Annotated in this window: 20 protein-coding genes; 10 read left to right on the top strand and 10 right to left on the bottom strand. The window is 64.7% G+C overall.

From position 1 onward, the window contains the following. Positions 1-139 precede the first annotated feature (139 nt). From C2L64_RS15610 to mpl, 10 genes are all read right to left on the bottom strand, one after another. A complete protein-coding gene (locus tag C2L64_RS15610) occupies positions 140-916 on the bottom strand; it encodes an SDR family oxidoreductase (protein ID WP_007743613.1) in 777 nt (258 codons plus the stop codon). Beyond that, positions 913-1,593 carry a 2-dehydro-3-deoxy-6-phosphogalactonate aldolase gene (locus C2L64_RS15615; protein ID WP_090835904.1) on the bottom strand — a complete coding sequence of 227 codons (681 nt, stop codon included), beginning with the start codon at positions 1,591-1,593 and terminating at the stop codon, positions 913-915. Before C2L64_RS15615 ends, C2L64_RS15610 begins: the two co-directional genes overlap by 4 nt. Before the next feature lie 65 nt (positions 1,594-1,658). After that, positions 1,659-2,717: a 2-dehydro-3-deoxygalactonokinase gene (locus C2L64_RS15620; RefSeq protein WP_007743619.1), complete on the bottom strand. Its 1,059-nt coding sequence runs from the start codon at positions 2,715-2,717 to the stop codon at positions 1,659-1,661. Beyond that, positions 2,714-3,667: an IclR family transcriptional regulator gene (locus C2L64_RS15625; protein WP_007743620.1), complete on the bottom strand. Its 954-nt coding sequence runs from the start codon at positions 3,665-3,667 to the stop codon at positions 2,714-2,716. The genes C2L64_RS15620 and C2L64_RS15625 overlap by 4 nt, the downstream gene beginning before the upstream one ends. Before the next feature lie 27 nt (positions 3,668-3,694). Then, a complete protein-coding gene (locus C2L64_RS15630; RefSeq protein ID WP_086909699.1) occupies positions 3,695-3,931 on the bottom strand; it encodes a hypothetical protein in 237 nt (78 codons plus the stop codon). Positions 3,932-4,053: 122 nt separating this feature from the next. Continuing rightward, a complete protein-coding gene (gene mtgA / locus C2L64_RS15635; protein ID WP_086909696.1) occupies positions 4,054-4,788 on the bottom strand; it encodes a monofunctional biosynthetic peptidoglycan transglycosylase in 735 nt (244 codons plus the stop codon). 59 nt (positions 4,789-4,847) lie between these two features. Further along, positions 4,848-5,720, bottom strand: coding sequence for a shikimate dehydrogenase (gene aroE, locus C2L64_RS15640; RefSeq protein ID WP_090835903.1), 873 nt, complete (start codon positions 5,718-5,720; stop codon positions 4,848-4,850). Further along, the gene (locus C2L64_RS15645; RefSeq protein WP_086918859.1) at positions 5,717-7,798 is read right to left on the bottom strand and encodes a ribonuclease catalytic domain-containing protein; all 2,082 of its coding nucleotides are present in this window, start codon (positions 7,796-7,798) and stop codon (positions 5,717-5,719) included. The genes aroE and C2L64_RS15645 overlap by 4 nt, the downstream gene beginning before the upstream one ends. Positions 7,799-7,933: 135 nt before the next feature. Further along, positions 7,934-8,542: a YqiA/YcfP family alpha/beta fold hydrolase gene (locus C2L64_RS15650; protein WP_090835902.1), complete on the bottom strand. Its 609-nt coding sequence runs from the start codon at positions 8,540-8,542 to the stop codon at positions 7,934-7,936. Continuing rightward, positions 8,539-9,960 (bottom strand): UDP-N-acetylmuramate:L-alanyl-gamma-D-glutamyl-meso-diaminopimelate ligase, encoded by a 1,422-nt coding sequence (gene mpl / locus C2L64_RS15655; protein WP_090835901.1) that lies wholly within the window; start codon positions 9,958-9,960, stop codon positions 8,539-8,541. Before mpl ends, C2L64_RS15650 begins: the two co-directional genes overlap by 4 nt. 225 nt (positions 9,961-10,185) lie before the next feature. On the opposite strand from mpl, the gene C2L64_RS15660 reads away from it, so the two are divergent. The 10 genes from C2L64_RS15660 (at position 10,186) to C2L64_RS15705 (ending at position 19,163) form a co-directional block, all read left to right on the top strand. Next, positions 10,186-10,839 carry a hypothetical protein gene (locus C2L64_RS15660; RefSeq protein WP_007743634.1) on the top strand — a complete coding sequence of 218 codons (654 nt, stop codon included), beginning with the start codon at positions 10,186-10,188 and terminating at the stop codon, positions 10,837-10,839. A 24-nt stretch (positions 10,840-10,863) separates the two neighbouring features. Then, positions 10,864-11,412 (top strand): TlpA family protein disulfide reductase, encoded by a 549-nt coding sequence (locus tag C2L64_RS15665; RefSeq protein ID WP_079486958.1) that lies wholly within the window; start codon positions 10,864-10,866, stop codon positions 11,410-11,412. Between the two features lie 194 nt (positions 11,413-11,606). Then, positions 11,607-12,071, top strand: a complete 465-nt coding sequence (aroQ, locus tag C2L64_RS15670; RefSeq protein ID WP_042307942.1) for a type II 3-dehydroquinate dehydratase — start codon at positions 11,607-11,609, stop codon at positions 12,069-12,071. A 68-nt stretch (positions 12,072-12,139) separates the two neighbouring features. Beyond that, a complete protein-coding gene (gene accB, locus C2L64_RS15675; protein ID WP_007743637.1) occupies positions 12,140-12,613 on the top strand; it encodes an acetyl-CoA carboxylase biotin carboxyl carrier protein in 474 nt (157 codons plus the stop codon). A gap of 123 nt (positions 12,614-12,736) precedes the next feature. Then, positions 12,737-14,104: an acetyl-CoA carboxylase biotin carboxylase subunit gene (gene accC, locus C2L64_RS15680; RefSeq protein WP_007743638.1), complete on the top strand. Its 1,368-nt coding sequence runs from the start codon at positions 12,737-12,739 to the stop codon at positions 14,102-14,104. A 3-nt stretch (positions 14,105-14,107) separates the two neighbouring features. Continuing rightward, the gene (gene prmA / locus C2L64_RS15685) at positions 14,108-15,010 is read left to right on the top strand and encodes a 50S ribosomal protein L11 methyltransferase (RefSeq protein ID WP_007743644.1); all 903 of its coding nucleotides are present in this window, start codon (positions 14,108-14,110) and stop codon (positions 15,008-15,010) included. 59 nt (positions 15,011-15,069) lie between these two features. Next, positions 15,070-16,938 (top strand): DUF3426 domain-containing protein, encoded by a 1,869-nt coding sequence (locus tag C2L64_RS15690; protein WP_090835900.1) that lies wholly within the window; start codon positions 15,070-15,072, stop codon positions 16,936-16,938. A gap of 93 nt (positions 16,939-17,031) precedes the next feature. Next, positions 17,032-17,532: a thiol peroxidase gene (gene tpx / locus C2L64_RS15695; RefSeq protein WP_007743647.1), complete on the top strand. Its 501-nt coding sequence runs from the start codon at positions 17,032-17,034 to the stop codon at positions 17,530-17,532. Between the two features lie 109 nt (positions 17,533-17,641). Continuing rightward, the gene (locus C2L64_RS15700) at positions 17,642-18,586 is read left to right on the top strand and encodes a carbohydrate kinase family protein (RefSeq protein ID WP_090835899.1); all 945 of its coding nucleotides are present in this window, start codon (positions 17,642-17,644) and stop codon (positions 18,584-18,586) included. A gap of 88 nt (positions 18,587-18,674) precedes the next feature. Continuing rightward, positions 18,675-19,163, top strand: a complete 489-nt coding sequence (locus C2L64_RS15705; RefSeq protein ID WP_007743651.1) for an outer membrane lipoprotein — start codon at positions 18,675-18,677, stop codon at positions 19,161-19,163. Positions 19,164-20,251 lie beyond the last annotated feature (1,088 nt).

Genomic DNA, 20,251 nt, shown 5'->3' on the forward strand with positions numbered 1-20,251 from the left:
GGTTATCGGCCGCGTCTTCTTGTACCGCCACCGACACACGCGGCCAGCGCGTCAGGCGGTTCACACCGTCGCCCCGTTTGCGGGGCGGCTTTGCTGCTTTTTCTGTTCCTTCGCTACTGCTTTATTCTTCGATACCGCTTTAGTCGTGGTAAAGCGCCGAGCGCCCGCCATCGACGGTGATGCAACTCGCGTTGATGAACGGCGCTTCATCCGACGCCAGAAATACGGCTGTCATCGCGACTTCTTCCGGCTTGCCGATGCGCTTCATCGGCTGCAGATCGAGCGTCGCCTGCTTCGCGGCGGCGGGGTCGGTCTGACCGTCCCACCAGTCGCGCGTCAACTGCGTTTCGATGTAACCCGGCGCGATCGCATTCACGCGCACGTTGCGCGGCGCGTATTCGATGCCGAGCGCGCGCGTCAGCCCGATCACGCCGTGCTTCGCGACGGGATACGGGAAGCAGCCCGGAATGATCTTGAACGAGTGTGTCGACGCGATGTTCACGATGCTGCCCGCGCCGCGCTCGACCATCCCCGGCAGCACCGCGCGGCAGCCGTTCCACACGCCGTCCAGATCGACGGCGAAACAGCGGCGCCAGTCTTCGTCGGTCATCGTCAGCGGGTCGCAAAACACGTTGATGCCTGCGTTGTTCACCAGCACGTCGATCGGGCCGAAGGCGCTTTCGCCTTCGCTCACCGCGCGCTGCACGGACGCGGATTGCGTGACGTCCGTCTGCACGGCGAGCGTCTTGCCACCCGTTTGCGTGGCAATATCGGCGGCCGTGCGCTGCGCGGTTTCGATATCGAGTTCCGCGAGCACGACAGCGGCGCCCTCGCGCGCGAACGCCGTCGCGATCGCCGCGCCGATGCCGCGTCCCGCACCCGTCACCAGCGCGACCTTGCCTTGCAGCCGTTTCATTTCTTCACGCCCGCGCGCGCGATGCGCAGGCCGTTGATGAACGCCTTTGCATGCAAAGCCGTCGTCGTTGCCGGCTGGCCCGGCTTGTACAGCGCCGAGCCGAGGCCGAATCCGTTCGCGCCCGCGGAGAGGAACGGCCCCATGTTGTCCGGCAACACTCCGCCGACGGGAAGCAGCGGCACGTCCTTGTGAATCACCGCGCGCCACGCTTTCACGACCTGGCAGCCGAGCTGCTCGGCGGGGAACATCTTCAGCACGTCCGCGCCGTTCTTCAGCGCGATAAAGGCTTCCGTCGGCGTTGCGACGCCCGGCGAGCATGCCATCGCGAGCGACTTCGCCGTCGTCACGACTTCGGGGTCGCTGTGCGGCATCACGATCAGTTCGCCACCCGCCGCCTTCACGTCGTGCACGAGTTCGCCGCGCAGCACCGTGCCCGCGCCGATGATGGCGTCGGCAGGCAGCGCCTGGCGGATCGCCGCGATGCTGTCGAACGGGTTCGGCGAATTGAGCGGCACTTCGATGATGCGAAAGCCCGCTTCGTAGAGCGCGCGGCCGTGATCGGCGGCATCGGCGGGCGTGATGCCGCGCAAAATTGCGACCAGCGGGCATGCTTCGAACGCGGCCATCAGGCCGGCGTGCGGCTGGTACGGTGCGGGCAGATTCAGATCGAGTGACATGTCGGTTCCTTGGGTTCGTTGCGCGCCGGCGCGGCTCATGTTCAGGTCGCGTTCCGGTTCGCGCTTCAGGTGGCCTGAGCGGCGCCCGACGCTTCGCTGACGAGACCCGCTTGCGCCGCGATGCGCCACAAGCCGCGCTCGGTCGCCTGCTTCACGAGGTCCGCCTGATGGCAGCCGAATTGCGCGAGCGCGAGCCGGTAGCGTTCGCACAGCGCCTCGTTGCCGATCAGTTGCAGCGCGCTGCCGGCGAGCGTCGATTGCTGTTGCGCGAGCGCCGCTTCGAGGCCGCTCAGTTCGTGGCCGATCAGCAGGCCGGACAGATAATCGGGTTGCTGCTCACGCGCAAGCTGGCCCGTCAGGCCCAGCGTGCGCGTGCTGAAAATCGTTGCGAGCACGCCGGCCTTGCCCTTGTCGCGCGCGACTCGCACGCCGCGCAGAAAAGCATCGGTGTCGGGCTGGTCGGGCGTGAGCATCGTACGGCCGAGAATCGTGTGCTCGGAGAGTGCCGCGAAGACTTCACCCGTCATGAACGTGTCGAAGCGCTCGATCTTCGCGTCGCGCACCATCACCCATTTCGCGTGCGTGCCCGGCAGGCCGATCAGCAGGCCCTTGCCCGCCGCCGACGGTTCCGCGCAGGCCAGCGCGCCAAAAATCTGCGTTTCCTCGCCGCGCATCACGTTCGGCAGCTCGCCGTTCTGCAGCACGCCGGGGACAATATTCAGCGGCACGCCGCGCGCCGTCTGCACGCGCACGATGCCGTCGACGAGCGCGTCGGCGCTAGCGGGCGCATTCACGTACGGCGCTTCCTTCCAGCCTTGCGCGCTGCCGACCATGCCAGCCGCGATCACGGGCAGCTCGGGCGCGCGGTCCAGCCATGCACCGACGACAGCATCGAACGCCGCGTCGAAGCCGCCTTCCGCCGCCGGGCGCGGCAGATTCATGATGCCCGCCGTCGACGCGCGCGTTTCCAGCACTGCGCCGTTCGCGTCGAACAGATAGGCGCGCAGCGACGTCGTGCCCCAGTCGAGCGCGATCAGTGCGGCCGATGCAGCATGACCCGCCGCTGCTGCCGTCTGCGCCGGTTGTGCTTGTTCCGTGGACAGGGTCGAGCCCGTCTGAGTCATCGTTTGATCCTGCGGGTAGTCGGTTGCGGAACACGCCAGCCCAGTTCTTCCGAAATCGCGCGCGCCTCGCGCTGCACGACGGGAATCAGCTCGTCCATGCGCTCGAGCGACATGTACGGAATCGTGCTTGCGACCGACAGCGCCGCGACGATCGAACCCGACGCATCGCGCACGGGCGCGGCCACGCAGCGAATCGACGCTTCGTTCTCTTCGAGATCGAACGTGAAGCCGCCTGCCGAGTAGTTCGTCATGCGCTGCATGAAGGTCTGCTGGTCGGGCCGGTTGTCGGGCTTGAAGCTGACGCCCGCCAGCGCACGGCGCGACGCGTCGAACAGCGACTGCCACTGGTCCGGGCCGAGGTCGAGCATCATCGCCTTGCCGATACCCGTCGATGCGAGCGGCATCCGGTGGCCGACGCGCGAGCGCATTTCGAGGCCGCGCGTGCCGGGAATCTTGTCGATGTACAGCACGTCGTCGCCGTCGCGCACGCCGAGGTGGATCGTGTCGTGCGTCAGTTCAGCGAGCGACGCCAGATGCGGGCGCGCGACGGTCGTGAGCGGCATCTGCTCGAGCGCGATCGTGCCGAGCTCGATCAGCTTCGGTCCGAGCAGGTAGCCGCCCTGAACCTGGCGCAGATAGCGCGCCTGCACGAGGCTGCTAACGAGACGGTGCGTGGTGCTGCGCGTCGTGCCGAGCGCGGCGCCGAAGGTGCGCAGATCGCGCACGCCCGCGGCGGCGGCTTCGAGAATCGCGAGGCCGCGCAGCAGCGTCTGCGTGCCGGCTTGCTGCGGCGTGATGTCGAGCAGCGTGCTCGGCAGGCCGATCGTGTCGGCGGGCGGCGTCGGCACGACGACACCGTTGGCGGGACGCGCGGCGGGCTTGCGCGGCGCTTCGACTTCAGGCGCCTCGGGCGCTTCGGACTCGACGTGAGAGGTCATCGCTTTGTTCATGGCGACTGGCAACAGACAAAAGGTGAGTTACCGCGAAATGCCGGCGTGACGGTGCGCGTCGGGCGTGATTCGAAGCTGCGCGTGGTTCGCGCGGGTTGGCGCAAGCGGGTTGTGCAGCAAGGTGCTGGAAGGCATGGCGTGGTGTCTCCGATTTTCGTCCCGCTGCGTGCGCCGCGCTTTTGCGCTGGCGACGAGGCGGTGTTTCTGGCCGGTGTCGGCTTGTTGAACCGGATTGTAGGGCGCTTTTTTGAGATTCACCAACATATGAGCGCGACGTCCATATGTTGGGAACGGGCGAAATCGGGCGATGCGCGCCTATGCAGAAAGCAAAACGGCGGGTCCCGTTGCGAGACCCGCCGTTTCTGTGGCCATTGGCCGTGCGGAACTCAGTCCGGCAGTTCGGCCGCGCCCATCCTGCGCGCGATCACCCGTGCCCGTTGCGTGAGGTAGCTGGAAGTACGATGCTCGTCGAAGTATTTCGGCCTCGGCAGCATCACCGCGAGCCGGGCCGACTGGCCGGCCGTCAGGTTCGCGGCCGACGTCTTGAAGTAATAGCGCGCCGCCGCTTCCGCGCCGTACACGCCATTGCCCCATTCAACCGAATTCAGATAGATCTCGAAGATGCGCTCCTTGTCCATCAGCGTCTCGAGCATCCATGTGATGATCAGCTCCTGGCCTTTGCGGATATAGCTCTTTTCACGCGACAGGAACAGATTGCGCGCGAGCTGCTGCGTGATCGTGGAGCCGCCTCTGACGATCTTGCCGCGCGCCTTGTTTTTCTCCCATGCCTGGAGAATCGCGTCCGTTTCGTAGCCGTTGTTCGTGGCGAAGTTCGCATCTTCCGAAGCGATGATCGCGCGCTTCAGATTGCGTGAGATCTGATCGTAGGGAACCCACGTGTGCTGGATCGACAGATCGGGACGGTCTTGCGAAAGACGCCAGGCATCGGAGCGCATGAAGGCCGTCGATTGCGGATTCACAGAGTTCCACACGGCGATCTGCGCGAAATAGAAAAGCTGCGTGGCGACCCACGCGACGACGAAGACCGCGCCGGCATACATCACCCAGCGTGCGGGACTCGCGCCGGCCCGCTGCCCCTTAGCGCGCCTCGTCTTCGTCATTGTCGTCGCCATGTCGTGGAATCTGGAGGCGCGTCGCTTGCGTTGAGCCGCTCAGCCGCTCACGCGCTTTGCGGCGCGCGCAGCATCTCGCGCAGCGCGGCGAGCACGGGCGCGCCGTCGGGACGCACGCCGCGCCACACGAAGAACGATTCCGCCGCCTGCTCGACCAGCATGCCGAGGCCGTCCGCCGCGCGCGCGCCGAGCTGGCTGGCGTGCTGCATGAAGACGGTTGGCTGCGCGCCGTACATCATGTCGTACGCGAGCGTGCCCGCGCCGAACGCGCCGTCGTCGCACTCGGGCAGCGACGCGTCGAGGCTGCTTGCCGTCGCGTTGACGATCACGTCATAGGCGCCCGTTTCAATCGTCTGCGCGCTGCCGCCCGTCAGACGGCATGCGGCGTCGCTCGCCGCGCTGGCGAATTGTGCAACCAGCGCCTCCGCCTTCGATGCCGTGCGGTTCACGATGGTGAGCGATTGCGGCTTGCGTTCGAGCATCGGCAGCACGACGCCGCGCGCCGCACCGCCCGCGCCGAGCAGCAGCACGCGCGCGTTCTTCAACGACACGCCCAAGTTCACTTCGATGTCGCGCACGAGGCCAAAGCCATCCGTGTTGTCACCGTAAACGCCGCCGTCTTTCTCGAAGCGCAGCGTGTTCACCGCGCCCGCCGCCGCCGCACGCGGCGACAGCGTGGTCGCGAACGCATGCGCGTCGAGCTTGAACGGCACGGTGACGTTCATGCCGCGCCCGCCTTCGGCGATGAAGGCCCGCACGTGCGACTCGAACTGATCGACGGGCGCGAGCAGGCGGCCATATTCGACGGGTTCGCCCGTCTGCTCGGCAAAGCGCGCGTGGATGAGCGGCGACTTGCTATGCGCAATCGGATTGCCGATCACCGCGTAGCGGTCGCGCTGGGTCGTCGTGTCGGTCGTCATTGGCCCTGCTCCGTCGCGTGTTGCGTTGGATCGTTCGAGTCGGCGGGCTGCTCGCCCTCCGCTGCGGCCGTATCGGCTTCGGCTTGCGCTTCGGCTTCGCTTTCGGCGGATTCGTCGGCGGCGTCGATGATTTCTTCTTCGGTCTCTTCCTCTTCTTCCGTGCCGCTCGTCACGGTCGGCGCGTCGAGCACGTGCAACGGCCGCACCGATGCCTCGACCGTCAGTTCATCCACCGACATCACTTCGAGCATCAGCCGCGTGCCGCGCGCATGCACGCCGAGACCCGGCACGTGCAGCAGCAGCGGCACGTCTTCGAGCCGCACGAGATCGCCCTTCACGACGGAAGCGACCACCTGCTTCTTGCCTTCCTGCGTGAGCCAGCGCAGACACCAGAAATACTCCATGCGGCGCTGATGATCGGCGTACGCGGTGTACGTGTCGTCGAAACCTTGCACGACGGCGAACAGGTCGGCGTCCTTCGGCTTGAACGGCGCCGCGAGCTTCGCCGTCACGCCGTGCTGCACGCACGCGATCAGTTGCCACTGGTTGACGAGGTCGACGTAGCGGCGCAGCGGCGACGTGCTCCATGCGTACTGCGACACGCCGAGACCTTCGTGCGGCGCGGCCGTCGTCTGCATCCGGGTGCGCTTCGGTCCTGTCGGCGCGCCGAACGCGCGCTGCGAGCGATAGATGCCGGGCACGCCGTGATCGTGCAGGAACGCGCCCCACGTCGAGTTCGCGAGAATCGCCAGTTCAGCGACGATTGTATCGAGCGGCGAACCGCGGCGGCGCGGCGTGATGCTCACATGCTCGCCTTCGACGTAGAAATTGAAGTCCGTATTGCGCTGCACTTCGCGCCTGAGGCCGAAACCGGCGCGCGCGAGCTGGCGCTTCTCGAACAGCGCCTGCGCAAACGGCCACAGCACCGCGATGTCTTCCTTGTGCGGATAGTCGCCCGTGCCATTGGCGAGCGCCTCTTCCGTGACGAGTTCGTCGAGCGTGTTGTGGCGCAGATTGTTCTTCACGTAGACCAGTTCGGCACGCGTTTCGCTGACGACGATTTCCTGCGTCTCGCGGTTCACGATGCTGTACAGCGACAGCGCCGGGCGCAAACCGCCTTCGGCCAGCGTGAATTTTTCCACGACGGAATCGGGCAGCATCGTGATCTTGTCGCCCGGCATGTAAACGGTCGACAGACGGCCGCGCGCGACCGCATCGACGGCATCGCCGCGTTCGATGCCCAGCGCCGGCGCCGCGATGTGAATGCCGATCCGCACGCGTCCGTCGGACAGATGCTCCACGGAAAACGCATCGTCGATTTCCGTCGTGGTCACGTCGTCGATCGAGAACGCTTCGATTTCAGCCTGCGGCAGATCTTCCGGCAGCGCGCCGATCGTCACAGGCGGAAAGCCCGTGCCGTGCGGGAAGAATTCCGACAGGAAGCGCGCCTCGTGCAGCGCGCGCGCCGACGGAATGCCGCCGCATTCGAGCATCAGACGCGCCATCGAAATACCACGCGCCGCCGCTGCCGCTTCGAGCGCCTTGTATTCGATCGCGTTCTTGTCGGGCTTCGTCAAGAGGCCGAGCGCCTTGCTCTGGAAGCCGTCCGGCAGACGGCCCGCCTTCAGTTCCTCTTCGTAGCCCTGCTGCACGAGCGCCTGCTGACGCTTGCGCTCCAGCGACGCGAGCGCCATCTTCAGTTGCTCTTCCGGCGCGCGCTGATACTGGCCGCGCCCCTTGCGGCGGAAATAGATGGGCGAACCGTGCATGCGCAAAATCAGCGCGGCGCGCTCGACGGGCCCGAACGACTCGCCAAAGTATTCGGCGCCGAGCGTGGCAAACGGGAATTCGTCTTCAGGCGCGCATTCCCACAGAAAGTCCAGATCGATGTCCTGTGCGGCGGCATCGGCCTGTTCCATCAGTTCGCCCGCCGACGGCTTCTCGAACTCCATCAGCACGTCTTTCGCGCGAACTTTCGCGCGGCGTCCGCCCGGCAGCTCGACCTGAAACGCGTCGCCTTGACGCGACATCACGTTGCCGGCCTTGAAACTACCCGATTCCTCGAAGAAAACGTTCACTCAATACTCTCGTTCTGGCTTGCGTCGGCCGGCGCGCAGTGCTGTTGCTTCGCGCGTCGGCGTCGTGTTCTGTGTGGTGGTCCGCAACGCGCGTGCCTTGCGCTTCATCGTGCGCGGCGTGTGCGGATCATCGGATCATGCCGCCTCGCGTGGTGCGGGCGGCTCAGTGTCGGCGTCGGCTGCGTCGCAAAACGCGAGCACGTCGTCGACATAGTCGGGAAACTCGCTGATCGCGTGGTCGCTGCCTTCGATCAGTCTGGTCTGCACGCCGGGATAGTGCGCGAGCATTTCGCGGTAATCGAGCACTTCGTCGCCGGTGGCAGCAAACAGATAATAGCGTTCGGGGCGGGTGATGCGCGCGACGCCTAACGCACGCAACTCATCAAGATGACGCGGCTCGACGATGATGCTGCCGCCGCCATGCCACAGCGGCTGCTCGCCGAGATAGTGGCTGAGATCGCGCTCCGGCACCACAGCGGGATTCAGCAGTACGGCGCGCCAGCCGTGTTTCTCGGCGAGATGCGTCGCGAAGTAGCCGCCCAGCGAGCTGCCGATCACCGTCACCTGCTCCGGATTCGCCGCCGCGACCCGTTCTTCGACGAGCGACACGGTTTCCAGCGGCGACACGGGCAGCATCGGACAGCACCATTCGGCGCTGCGGCCAAGCACCGCAAGACGCTCGGCCATCACGCGCGCCTTGAACGAATTGGGCGACGAGCGGAACCCGTGCAGATAGAGAATCACGCGACGCCCCGCGCCTGCGCCGTGGGACGCGCCGACAGCGCGTCGAGCAGTTTCTGGTGCACGCCGCCAAAGCCGCCGTTGCTCATCACGAGCACCTGATCGCCCGGCCGCGCGGCCGCCACGACGGATTTGACGAGCGTGTCGATGTCGTTGAAGGCTTGCGCCTTGTCGCCCATCGGCGCGAGCGCTTCGGCCAGATTCCAGCCGAGCGCGTCTTTGCCCGCGGGCGCGCCGTAGCCGAATACGAGATCGGCGTCGACGAGGCTAGCGGGCAATTGCGCCTTCATCACGCCGAGCTTCATCGTGTTCGAGCGCGGTTCAAGCACGGCGAGAATGCGCGCGCGCTTTCCGTTTTCGCCGCGGCCGATTCGCGTGCGCAGACCGGCGACCGTTGTCTGGATAGCTGTCGGGTGATGCGCGAAATCGTCGTAGACCGTCACGCCGTCGACGCTGCCGCGCACTTCCATCCGCCGCTTCACGTTGCGGAATGTCGAAAGCGACTTTGCGGCCTGCGCGGGCGGCACGCCGATGTGGCGCGCGGCGGCGATCGCGGCGATCGCGTTCATGCGGTTGTGCTCGCCTTGCACCTGCCAGTCCACCACGCCGACCCGCTCGCCGTTGTGATAGACGGCAAAGCGCTCGTCGATGGCGACGCCGTCTTCAGCGGGCAAAGCCTGCCAGCCGCCGTCGACGCCAAAGCGCTCCACTTCGCTCCAGCAGCCGCGCGTGAGCACGCGGTCCAGCGCAGCTTCGCGGCCGTTCGACACGACGCGGCCAATGCCCGGCACAGTGCGCACGAGGTGATGAAATTGCGTTTCGATCGCGGCGAGATCAGCGAAGATGTCCGCGTGATCGAATTCGAGGTTGTTCAGGACCGCGGTGCGCGGCCGGTAGTGGACGAACTTCGAGCGCTTGTCGAAGAACGCCGTGTCGTACTCGTCGGCTTCGATCACGAAGAAGCTTGAATCCGTCAGCCGCGCCGACACGCCAAAATTCAGCGGCACGCCGCCGATCAGAAAGCCCGGGTTCATGCCCGCGTCTTCCAGCAGCCACGTCAGCATGGAGGTCGTCGTGGTCTTGCCGTGCGTCCCCGCCACGGCCAGCACCCACTTGCCGTTCAGCACGTGCTCGCCCAGCCATTGCGGGCCGGACGTGTACGGCAGGCCGCGATTGAGGATTTCTTCCATCAGCGGATTGCCGCGCGTCACGACGTTGCCGACCACGAACAGGTCCGGCTTCAGGTCGAGCTGCTCGGCGCCCCAGCCTTCGATCAGCGTGATGCCTTGCGCCTCGAGCTGCGTGCTCATCGGTGGGTAGACGCCGGCGTCGCAGCCCGTCACCGTGTGACCGGCGTTGCGCGCGAGAACCGCGAGACCACCCATGAACGTGCCGCAGATGCCGAGGATGTGAATGTGCATAAAGCTGTCGCGCCGCAAGGCGTGTTTTGCGTGGAAAGATGACATGCGCCAGGGGCCGGAAAGCCCTCGCGCGAAGGACGACTATTGTAACCGACAGGCCCGCCTGATCTTGATCGGGCGTGCTTTTCCGGGCGACGCCACGCGGCCACCGGAGAGCCGCTCAGGACCCGCCGACGCGACGGCGGCGTAAAAAGACCGCCAGGCTTTCTCTAGTATGATTGGCGAATGGTTCGCAAATCACATTTCGATCCGCTGCGCGTGCGCGAGGAAATCGCCATCGCGGCTGCGCGGATGATCGCCGAGGACGGGCTCGACTACTCGACTGCGAAGCGCAAGGCTGCGCGGCAGGTGGTCGGGGAAACGCGCGTCGCCGGTGAATGGCTGCCGGATAACGACCAGATCGAGGAAGAAATCCGCGAATATCAGTCGCTGTTCCAGGGCGACAGCCAGCCGGCCGTGTTGCGCCGGCTGCGCGAAGTCGCGCTGGACTGGATGCAGCGGCTCGCGCCTTTCAATCCGTATCTGACGGGCGCGGTGCTGGGTGGGACGGCGGGTGAGCATTCCGATGTTCATCTGCAGGCCTTCTGTGACGACCCGAAAGAAGTCGCCATTTATCTGTTGAATGCGAACATGCAGTACGACGTTTCCGAAACGCGGCACTTTGCGGGTCGCGGCTACGTCGAAACATTGAGCTTTCTCTGGCGTCCGGCGAATGAAGGGCGCGATGCCGAGCCCGTGGGCATTCACCTCGCGCTCTATGGCACCGACGACCTGCGCGGCGCAGTCCGCGCTGACGCACGCGGACGATCCGCGCGCGCCGACGTCCGCGCCGTTCAGGCGCTGATCAACGAAAGCGACGCCGCGCGCTCCACGAACTGAACCCTTAACAGACACACTCTCTATATGAAGCGGATTCTGGCAATCGCGGCGGTGGCTGTCGTCGCGACAGCGGGCGGCGCGGTGGCGGGCCACTGGCTGCTCGGCAATAACGACCTTGCGGGCGTCGCGAACGCGGCGCCGGCCGACAGCAGCAACGCCGTCAATCAACTATGGGCGGCGAAAGTGACCAATGCCGACGGCGCGCCGCAGTCACTCGCCGGTTTCAAGGGACACCCGGTCGTGATCAACTTCTGGGCGTCGTGGTGCGGTCCGTGCGTCGAGGAAATGCCGTCGCTGTCGGCGTTGCACAAGGAATACTCGAAGAAGGGCATCGAGTTCGTCGGCTTGGGCGTCGATTCCGACAAGAACATCAAGGCCTTCCTGCAAAAAGTGCCCGTCAACTATCCGATCTATGTCGCCGGGTTCGGCGGCGCAGACCTCGCGCGCGCCTTCGGCAACAACGCGGGTGGTTTGCCTTACACGGTCGTAATTGACGCAAAAGGCGTCGTACGGTCGACAAAACTCGGCCAGATCAAGCCGGACGAGCTGAAACGCACGCTCGACGCGCTCTGATTCCGACAACTTTTTGACATTTAGTTGAGAACTTTTTGCCTCAGATTGGGCGATATTCACAATAAGATGTCAGAAGTTCTGCGAGTTGCTGCGATCCCGGTAAGGCCACGAGACATGCCGCGCGTTCGAGAAACTAGACAAATTTCTCTAATCAGCGCTAAAGTGCGCCCAATTCCACGGAAAACGAACCGACCATGACGCGACTGCTGGTTCTGCACGGCCCCAACCTCAACCTTCTCGGCACCCGGGAACCCGAGGTCTATGGCCGCGTGACGCTCCCGCAGATCGATCAGGCGCTGGCCGACCGCGCAGCGGACGCCGGCGTCGAACTGGCCACCTTCCAGAGCAATCACGAAGGCGCGCTCGTCGATCGCATTCAGGCGGCTCGGACCGAGAAGACCGATTTCATCGTGATCAATCCCGCTGCGTACACGCATACCAGCGTGGCGATCCGGGACGCACTGGCGGGCGTCGGCATCCCGTTCGTCGAGATTCATCTGTCGAACGTGCATCGTCGAGAACCGTTCAGGCATCACTCGTATTTCTCCGACCAGGCAGAGGGCGTGATTTGCGGCCTCGGCTGGAAGGGCTATCTGTACGCACTCGAATATGTGCTCGACCGGTTGGCCGCTGGGACGGCCGGATCGTCGCGCAACTGACAACCCAAAACACGAATTCGGCGCTGGCGGCAAACCGCCGGCGCTTCACGCATTGAAGGGGAAAGCCCATGGATCTACGTAAACTGAAGACTCTGATCGACCTCGTCTCCGAGTCCGGCATCTCCGAACTCGAAGTGACCGAGGGCGAAGGCAAGGTGCGCATCGTCAAGAACGCGCCGCCGGTTTACGTCCAGCAGCCTGGCAACTACGCGCCGCAATACGCCGCGCCGGGCCTGGCGCCCGCTGCTCACGGCGGTGAAGCACCCGCCGTCGGCGCGCCGGCGACGCCCGCAGCCGTGGCACCGCAAGGCCATGTCGTGACGTCACCGATGGTCGGCACGTTCTACCGCGCACCTTCGCCGGGCGCCGATCCGTTCGTGCAGGTCGGCGATACGGTCAAGGAAGGCCAGACCATCTGCATCATCGAAGCAATGAAGCTCCTGAACGAGATCGAATCGGATCAGTCAGGCGTCGTCAAGGAAATCCTCGTCGAGAACGGCCAGGCAGTCGAATACGGCCAGCCGCTCTTCGTGGTCGGCTGAAGCGGCGCGCTGTAGCCATTCGCCATCCGCGCGCCCTCCTTCTTCGGGCGCGCCACCGATCCTCTGAGGCAGCCGCCCGTCCGAACCGGCCCGCGGCGCCCATTGATGAGTCGAATATCCGCTATGTTTGAAAAAATCCTCATTGCCAATCGTGGTGAAATCGCGCTCCGTATCCAGCGCGCGTGCCGCGAACTCGGCGTCAAGACGGTCGTCGTCTATTCCGAAGCCGACAAGGAAGCCAAGTATGTGAAGCTCGCCGACGAGGCGGTCTGCATCGGACCGGCACCGTCGAACCTCTCGTACCTGAACATGCCCGCACTGATCAGCGCGGCGGAAGTCACGGACGCCGAAGCGATTCACCCCGGCTACGGCTTCCTGTCGGAAAACGCCGACTTCGCGGAGCGCGTCGAGCAATCGGGCTTCGTGTTCATCGGCCCGCGCCCCGACACGATCCGCATGATGGGCGACAAGGTCACCGCGAAGCAGACAATGATCAAGACGGGCGTGCCCTGCGTGCCCGGCTCCGAAGGCGCGTTGCCGGAAGATCCGAAGGAGATCGTGAAGATTGCGCGCGCGGTCGGCTATCCGGTGATCATCAAGGCGGCAGGCGGCGGCGGTGGCCGCGGCATGCGCGTCGTGCACACGGAAGCGGCGCTCGTGAATGCCGTTAATATGACGCGCGAAGAAGCGGGCCGCGCGTTCGGCAATCCGCAGGTCTACATGGAGAAATACCTGGAGAACCCGCGGCACATCGAAATCCAGATCCTGGCCGACTCGTTCAAGAACGCACTGTGGCTGGGCGAACGCGACTGCTCGATGCAGCGCCGCCATCAGAAGGTTATCGAAGAGGCGCCGGCACCGGGCATCGCGCGCCGTCTGATCGAGCGCATCGGCGACCGCTGCGCGGACGCGTGCAAGAAGATGGGCTATCTCGGCGCGGGCACGTTCGAGTTCCTGTACGAAAACGGCGAGTTCTACTTCATCGAAATGAACACGCGCGTGCAGGTCGAGCACCCCGTCACCGAACTGATCACGGGCATCGACATCGTTCAGGAACAGATCCGCATCGCGGCGGGCGAAAAGCTTGCGATCCGCCAGCGCGACATCCAGTTCCGCGGACATGCGATCGAATGCCGTATCAACGCGGAAGATCCGTTCAAGTTCACGCCGTCGCCGGGTCGTCTTACGTCGTGGCATATGCCGGGCGGCCCCGGTATTCGCGTCGATTCGCACGCGTACAACGGCTATTTCGTGCCGCCGAACTATGATTCGATGATCGGCAAGCTGATCGCTTACGGCGCGACGCGCGAACAGGCGATCAAGCGGATGCGTATCGCGCTGTCGGAAATGGTGGTCGAAGGCATTCAGACCAACATTCCGCTGCATCGCGAGCTGATGCTCGACGCGAAGTTCGTCGAGGGCGGCACGAGCATCCATTACCTCGAAAACCGGCTGGCGGCAAAGCTGCAAGCCGCACCGGAAGAAGCGTAAGCAATGAGCTACCGGGAACTGGTCGTCGAACTCGCGCGCGAGCACGCGGAAGCGTTGTCGGATGCGTTGCTCGAACTGGGCGCGCTGTCGGTGTCCGTCGAAGACGCGGATGCCGACACGCCCGACGAGCAGCCGCTGTTCGGCGAGCCCGGTCTCACGCCGGATCGCACCGCGTGGACGCATTCGCGCGTGATCGCGTTGCTGGCGCCGGAACATGAACCGGCCGTGCTGCTTGCGGCCGCTGCGAATGAACTCGGCCTCGCCGATGCGCCGTCGTTCAGCGTGCGCGAAGTCGAAGAACAGGACTGGGTGCGCCTCACGCAATCCCAGTTCGATCCGATTCCGATTGGCGAGCGCATCTGGGTCGTGCCGTCGTGGCACGCCGCGCCAGATCCTGATGCGCTCGTGCTCGAACTCGATCCGGGCCTCGCGTTCGGCACGGGCAGCCATCCGACCACGCGTCTGTGCATGGAATGGCTCGAGCAAAACGTGAAGCAGGATCAATCGGTGCTCGACTACGGTTGTGGTTCGGGCATCCTTGCGATACTCGCGAAGAAGTGCGGCGCGAACCCCGTGATCGGCATCGACATCGATCCGCAAGCGGTCGAATCCGCGCGCCACAATAGCGAGCGCAATCGCGCCGAAGTCACGTATGGTCTGCCCGATGATTGCCCCGCGGGCGAGTTCGATATCGTCGTCGCGAATATTCTGTCGAACCCGCTGAAGCTGATGGCGTCGATGCTGTCGTCGAGGGTGAAGCCGGGTGGACGCATTGCGCTGTCGGGCATTCTCGCGCGACAGGCGGATGAAGTTGCACGTGTCTATCAGCAGTGGATCGACATTGCAGTGTGGCGCGAACACGAAGGCTGGGTATGCCTTGCGGGTACGCGACGCGAAAGCAATTAGAATAACGCATATTTGTTTGCTTCCGGCCCCTTAAGGGCTAACCGGTCTTTCGGCTCGATATGCTTCTAGCGACACGCTGTCCCTTCTGCGAAACCGTTTTCAGGCTCCAGCCGGAGCAGCTCACGCTGCGCCGCGGACTCGTGCGTTGTGGCCACTGCAAAGAAGTGTTCGATGCATCGAGCAGCCTGTTCGACGTGAGCGGCGGCGTGAGCGTCGACAAGGCGAAGCACGTCACGATCGACGACGTGACGGCGCATACGCTCGAAAAGCTCGCGAATGGCGGAAACGCGCCGGCGCCGGAAACGAAGCCTGCTGTCGATGTACCGCCCGCCCCCGTCGCGACGCCCGTTGTGACGCACACGGAAGAAGCGGTCACGCCGCGGCCTGCAGAATCGTTCGATGCGCGTGTGGCTGAGCCGCATATCGGCAGTGGCAATGCCCACGCGGAATTGGCGTCCGCCGAACAACACGCTGAGCACGCCGCTGCGCAAGTCGCGCAGCCGGACGTCGATGTCGAGGCTCGACACGAGGCTCCCGTCCAGGCTTCGCCCGTAGCAGCGCCGTCCGCCGAAGCTGAAGCCGACACGGCGCGTGTCGAACCGTCGTTCCCTGCCGGCGAGACTCAACCCGCGTCATCGGCGGATAAGCCCGACTTCCGCGCCGAGGCATGGAACCCGTGGGCGCCCGCACCCGATGCATCGATCGACCGGCGCATCCGCCACAACGCGTCGACTATCCCGTTCAACCCGGTCACGATTCCGCGTTCCGCGCAGCCGCCGCTGACGCTCGAACTCACCGAATCGCAACCGATGCACCTCGATAAGGCGATCGCGCGCGAACCGGTCGCACCCGAGCCGCACAGCGAAGCGCCCGTCGAAACGATACCGGAAGCGCCCGCCGCCGCGCAAGCTGCGGCAAACGTCGAGCCCGCTGTCGAAGCGCAAGCGGAGCCGAAGTTCGAACAACCAGCGGAGCTGCAAGCGCACCAGAAAGCGGAACCGACCTTCGGAGCAACGCCCGCACACGAAGCCGAGCCTGCAATCCACGAGCCGCCGCACGCGTGGCGCGAACCCGAGTCTCTCCGCGAGCCCTTAGAGCCACGCCAAGATCAGACCGCGAACGAAACGAAGCGCGAACCGGAAGCGCCGCTGCACGAATCGTTTGACGACGCGTTGCGCGAATCGCGTCGGGACGAGCACGCCAAGCCCGTGTTCGAGGACGAGGACGGCACCGTCGTCCCGTCCGCCGAGCACGCTGGACATGCCGAACATGCGGCACAAAACCGCGAGCGCGAACCCCACTTCGGCGCGCCGTCGGCCGAACCCGATCTCGAGCCGCGCTTCGGCGCAGCCGCGCGCGAGCCGTATAACGCCCCCTTCGCCGCCACACCCGACAGCGACAACGATGCATTCGCCGTCACCCGCGAACCGCGCCAGCCCGAGTCGAGCCGCTTCGTGTGGCATATTCTGGGCGGCGTCGCGGCAGGCCTGCTTGGCTTCCTGCTGCTCGTGCAACTCGCCTGGTGGCAGCGCGAAACGGTGATGGTCGCGTGGCCCGATGCGCAACCGATGTTCGCGAAGGCCTGCTCGCATCTCGGCTGCAAGGTCGAGCCGCCGCGCGATATCGACGGTTTGCTGGTCGAGCCGTCGGACCTGCGGCAGGTCGACGGTCCGCACAGGCTCGAACTGAAGATGCCGCTGCGCAACCGCTTCGATCTCGCGCTCGCGTATCCCGCCGTCGAACTGACGCTGCTCGACGAGAACAACAACATCGCCGTGCGGCGTGTGCTGTGGCCGCAAGACTATGTGAAACCCGGCACGCCGATCGCGGCGGGCCTGCCCGCCCGCACGACGCAGACGATGATCGTGCGCCTCGACACCGGCGATGCCGTCGCCTCGAATTTCCGCGTGCAGATCTTCTATCCGTAACGGACAGCTCTGCGGCGCGCGCAGGTTTTCCGCGCGCCCGGCACGAACCGGGCGCGCATCCCGTCAATCCCTGACGAATCTTCGGAGCACAACATGAGTCAAGTCACGCTGGGTGGCAACCCGATCGAAGTCGCTGGCACGTTCCCGTCCGTGGGCCAGGCAGCGCCTGCCTTCTCGCTGGTCGGCAAGGATCTGAAGCCGCTGACGCTCGCCGACTTCGCGGGCAAGCGCAAGGTGCTGAACATCGTCCCGAGCCTCGACACGCCGACCTGCGCAACCTCCACGCGCAAGTTCAACGAAGCCGCCGCGAAGCTGAGCAACACGGCTGTGATCGTCGTGTCGGGCGATCTGCCGTTCGCGGCTTCGCGCTTCTGCACGACGGAAGGCATCGAAAACGTCGTGACGGCATCGACCTTCCGCGGCCATGAGTTCGCGCAGGCGTACGGCGTCGACGTGACGAGCGGTCCGCTGACGGGCCTGACGGCGCGCGCCGTGGTCGTCGTCGACGAAAACGACAAGGTCGTGCACGCTGAGCTCGTCAGCGAAATCAAGAACGAGCCGAACTACGACGCAGCGCTCGCCGCGCTGAAGTAAGCTTTATATTTGCGTCGACACAGCGCCGCGCCCGTTTCACTCCGGGCGCGGCGCTGTCACGTCGCCGCACCCTTTTTCCTTCCGACCGACACTTATAGGAACGCTCGCCTTGGCTACGCTGATTTGCGGCTCGCTCGCCTACGACAACATCATGACCTTCGAAGGGCGCTTTCGGGAGCACATCCTGCCGGAGCAGGTCCACATCCTGAACGTCAGCTTCCTCGTGCCGACGATGCGCCGCGAATTTGGCGGCTGCGCGGGAAATATCGCCTACTCGCTGCATCTGCTCGGCGGCGATGCGCGCATCATGGCGACGCTCGGCGCCGTCGATGCTCAGGTGTACATCGACCGTCTCGACGCGCTCGGCCTGTCGAAAGAGCACGTGCGCGTGCTGCCCGACACGTATTCGGCGCAGGCGATGATCACGACCGATCTCGAGAACAATCAGATCACGGCATTCCACCCGGGCGCGATGATGCAATCGCATCTGAACCGCGCGGACCAGCCTGGCGTAAAGCTCGGCATCGTCGCGCCGGACGGCTTTGACGGCATGATCCAGCACTCCGAACAGTTCGCGGCGGCGGGCACTCCGTTCATCTTCGATCCGGGCCAAGGGCTGCCCCTCTTCGACGGCGCGTCGCTGCGCCGCATGATTGAACTTGCCACCTACGTCGCAGTCAATGATTACGAAGCTGCGCTGGTGAGCAACAAGACGGGCTGGTCGATCGAAGAGATTGCTAGCTACGTCGATGCGCTGATCGTGACGCGCGGCGAACACGGGGCGCAGATTCACCATGCTGGGGGCATCGAAGAGATTCCGGCTGTCAAGGCAAAGCAGGTGCTGGACCCCACGGGTTGCGGCGATGCGTTCCGGGGTGGCCTGCTGTACGGCATCGAGAAGGGTCTGGGCTGGGCGACCACCGGCCGTCTCGCGAGCCTGATGGGCGCGCTCAAGATCGAACATCAAGGGCCGCAGAATTATGCGCCTTCGCGCGCGGAGATCAACGAACGGTTCAAGCAGGCATTCGGTTACGAACTGCCGCAGGGCGCCTGACGCAATCGGGTAGTGCTTGCTGCGCATGCGCCGCGCCTGACCGCTCGGGTTTGAGGGGCTCGAAACGAGCCCGTTTGGAGTCAAGGGAATGAAAACAACGAGTCGTACGTTGAGTCGCCTGGTACTGGGCGCGGTGATCGCGAGTTCGCTCGCCATGACGGGCTGTGCGTACAACAGCAGTTCCGCTGATGTCTACACGTCATCCCAGGCGCAGCGCGAAGAGACGGTGCGCATGGGCGTTGTCGACAGCGTGCGCGCGGTCAAGATCAGCTCGAACAATGGCCAGCCTAGCGGCATTGGGGCGATTGGTGGCGGTGCGCTCGGCGCGGTCGCCGGCAGCGCGATCGGCGGTGGTCGTGGGTCGATTCTAACGGGTATTGTTGGCGGCCTGGCGGGCGCTGTCGCGGGTAATACGATCGAGAACAGCACGGCGATGCGAGATGGCGTCGAGATTACCGTGCGGCTCGATAATGGCGATATGCGCGCCATTACGCAAAGCGCGACGGGCGAGATTTTTCGCGCTGGCGAGAGGGTTCGACTGTTGTCGAGTGGTGGTGTGACTCGCGTTACGCATTGAGCTTTTCTGTTTTCCCTGCCGGCGGCGTGGAAGCGCTGTGACGGCAACCTCACACGCATGTGCTCCCCTGTGCATGCGTTTTTTTTTGCCTTCTGGGGCGGCGGGCCCCCTCCCTGGTTGCGCTTGATTTGTCTGTTGATCGGGGTTTGTGGTTTGCTCGTATCCGCGAGGCGGTGGTTTTGGTTTTTTTGCCTTTGCGGTAGCACCCGTGGTTTTTGCTCTTGCGCTGGCATCCGCGATTTGCCTTCGTGCTTCAAGCGTCGCCCCTGTGCGGGGCGGCACCTACTTTTCTTTGCCGCCGCAAAGAAAAGTAGGCAAAAGAAAGCGGCTCACACCGTTAGTTCTTGTTCCTGCCTGAGGGCCCCCAGACGGTCCCACGCTTCACACGGCAACGCGCCTGTTCGCGTGCGTTGCCAACGCGCTCTCTGTACGCCTGACCCGCTTCGCGCGCCCGCGTTGCAGCACGCCGCGCCAGATATTCCTCCGCCGCCCAGGTGGCAAACTGTGTGTAGGTTGTCGCACCGCACAGGTTAGTGCTCTTACCAGAAACACCAACCTTGATTCCCAGTCTGGAGTGATGCGCGTAGGGCGCGAAAGCCTACACACAGTTTGCCACCTGGGCGGCAGAAACCATTCGCTGCCGCTAGCAGTTATGCGGGCGTCTGAAGCGGGTGAGGCATTTGTTGGAGGCGTTGGCAACGCACGCGAACAGGTGCGTTGCCGTGTGAAGCGTGGGACCGTCTGGGGGCCCTCAGGCAGGAACAAGAACTAACGGTGTGAGCCGCTTTCTTTTGCCTACTTTTCTTTGCGGCGGCAAAGAAAAGTAGGTGCCGCCCCGCACAGGGGCGACGCTTGAAGCACGGAGGAAAAACGCGGATGCCAGCGCAAAGGCAAACGCACAGGGGCAAAGCGTGAAGCACCAAGGCAAAACGCGGATGCCAGCGCAAAGGCAAACGCACAGGGGCAACGCATGAAGCACGAAGGCATAACGCTGACGCCAGCACAAACGCAAAACCCGGATGCCACCGCAAAGCCCCCCGTCTGGCGGATGCCAGCAAACGCGACAGCGATCCCCCCCATCGGCCAGA

Source organism: Paraburkholderia hospita (assembly GCF_002902965.1).
Classification (GTDB): Bacteria; Pseudomonadota; Gammaproteobacteria; order Burkholderiales; family Burkholderiaceae; genus Paraburkholderia; species Paraburkholderia hospita.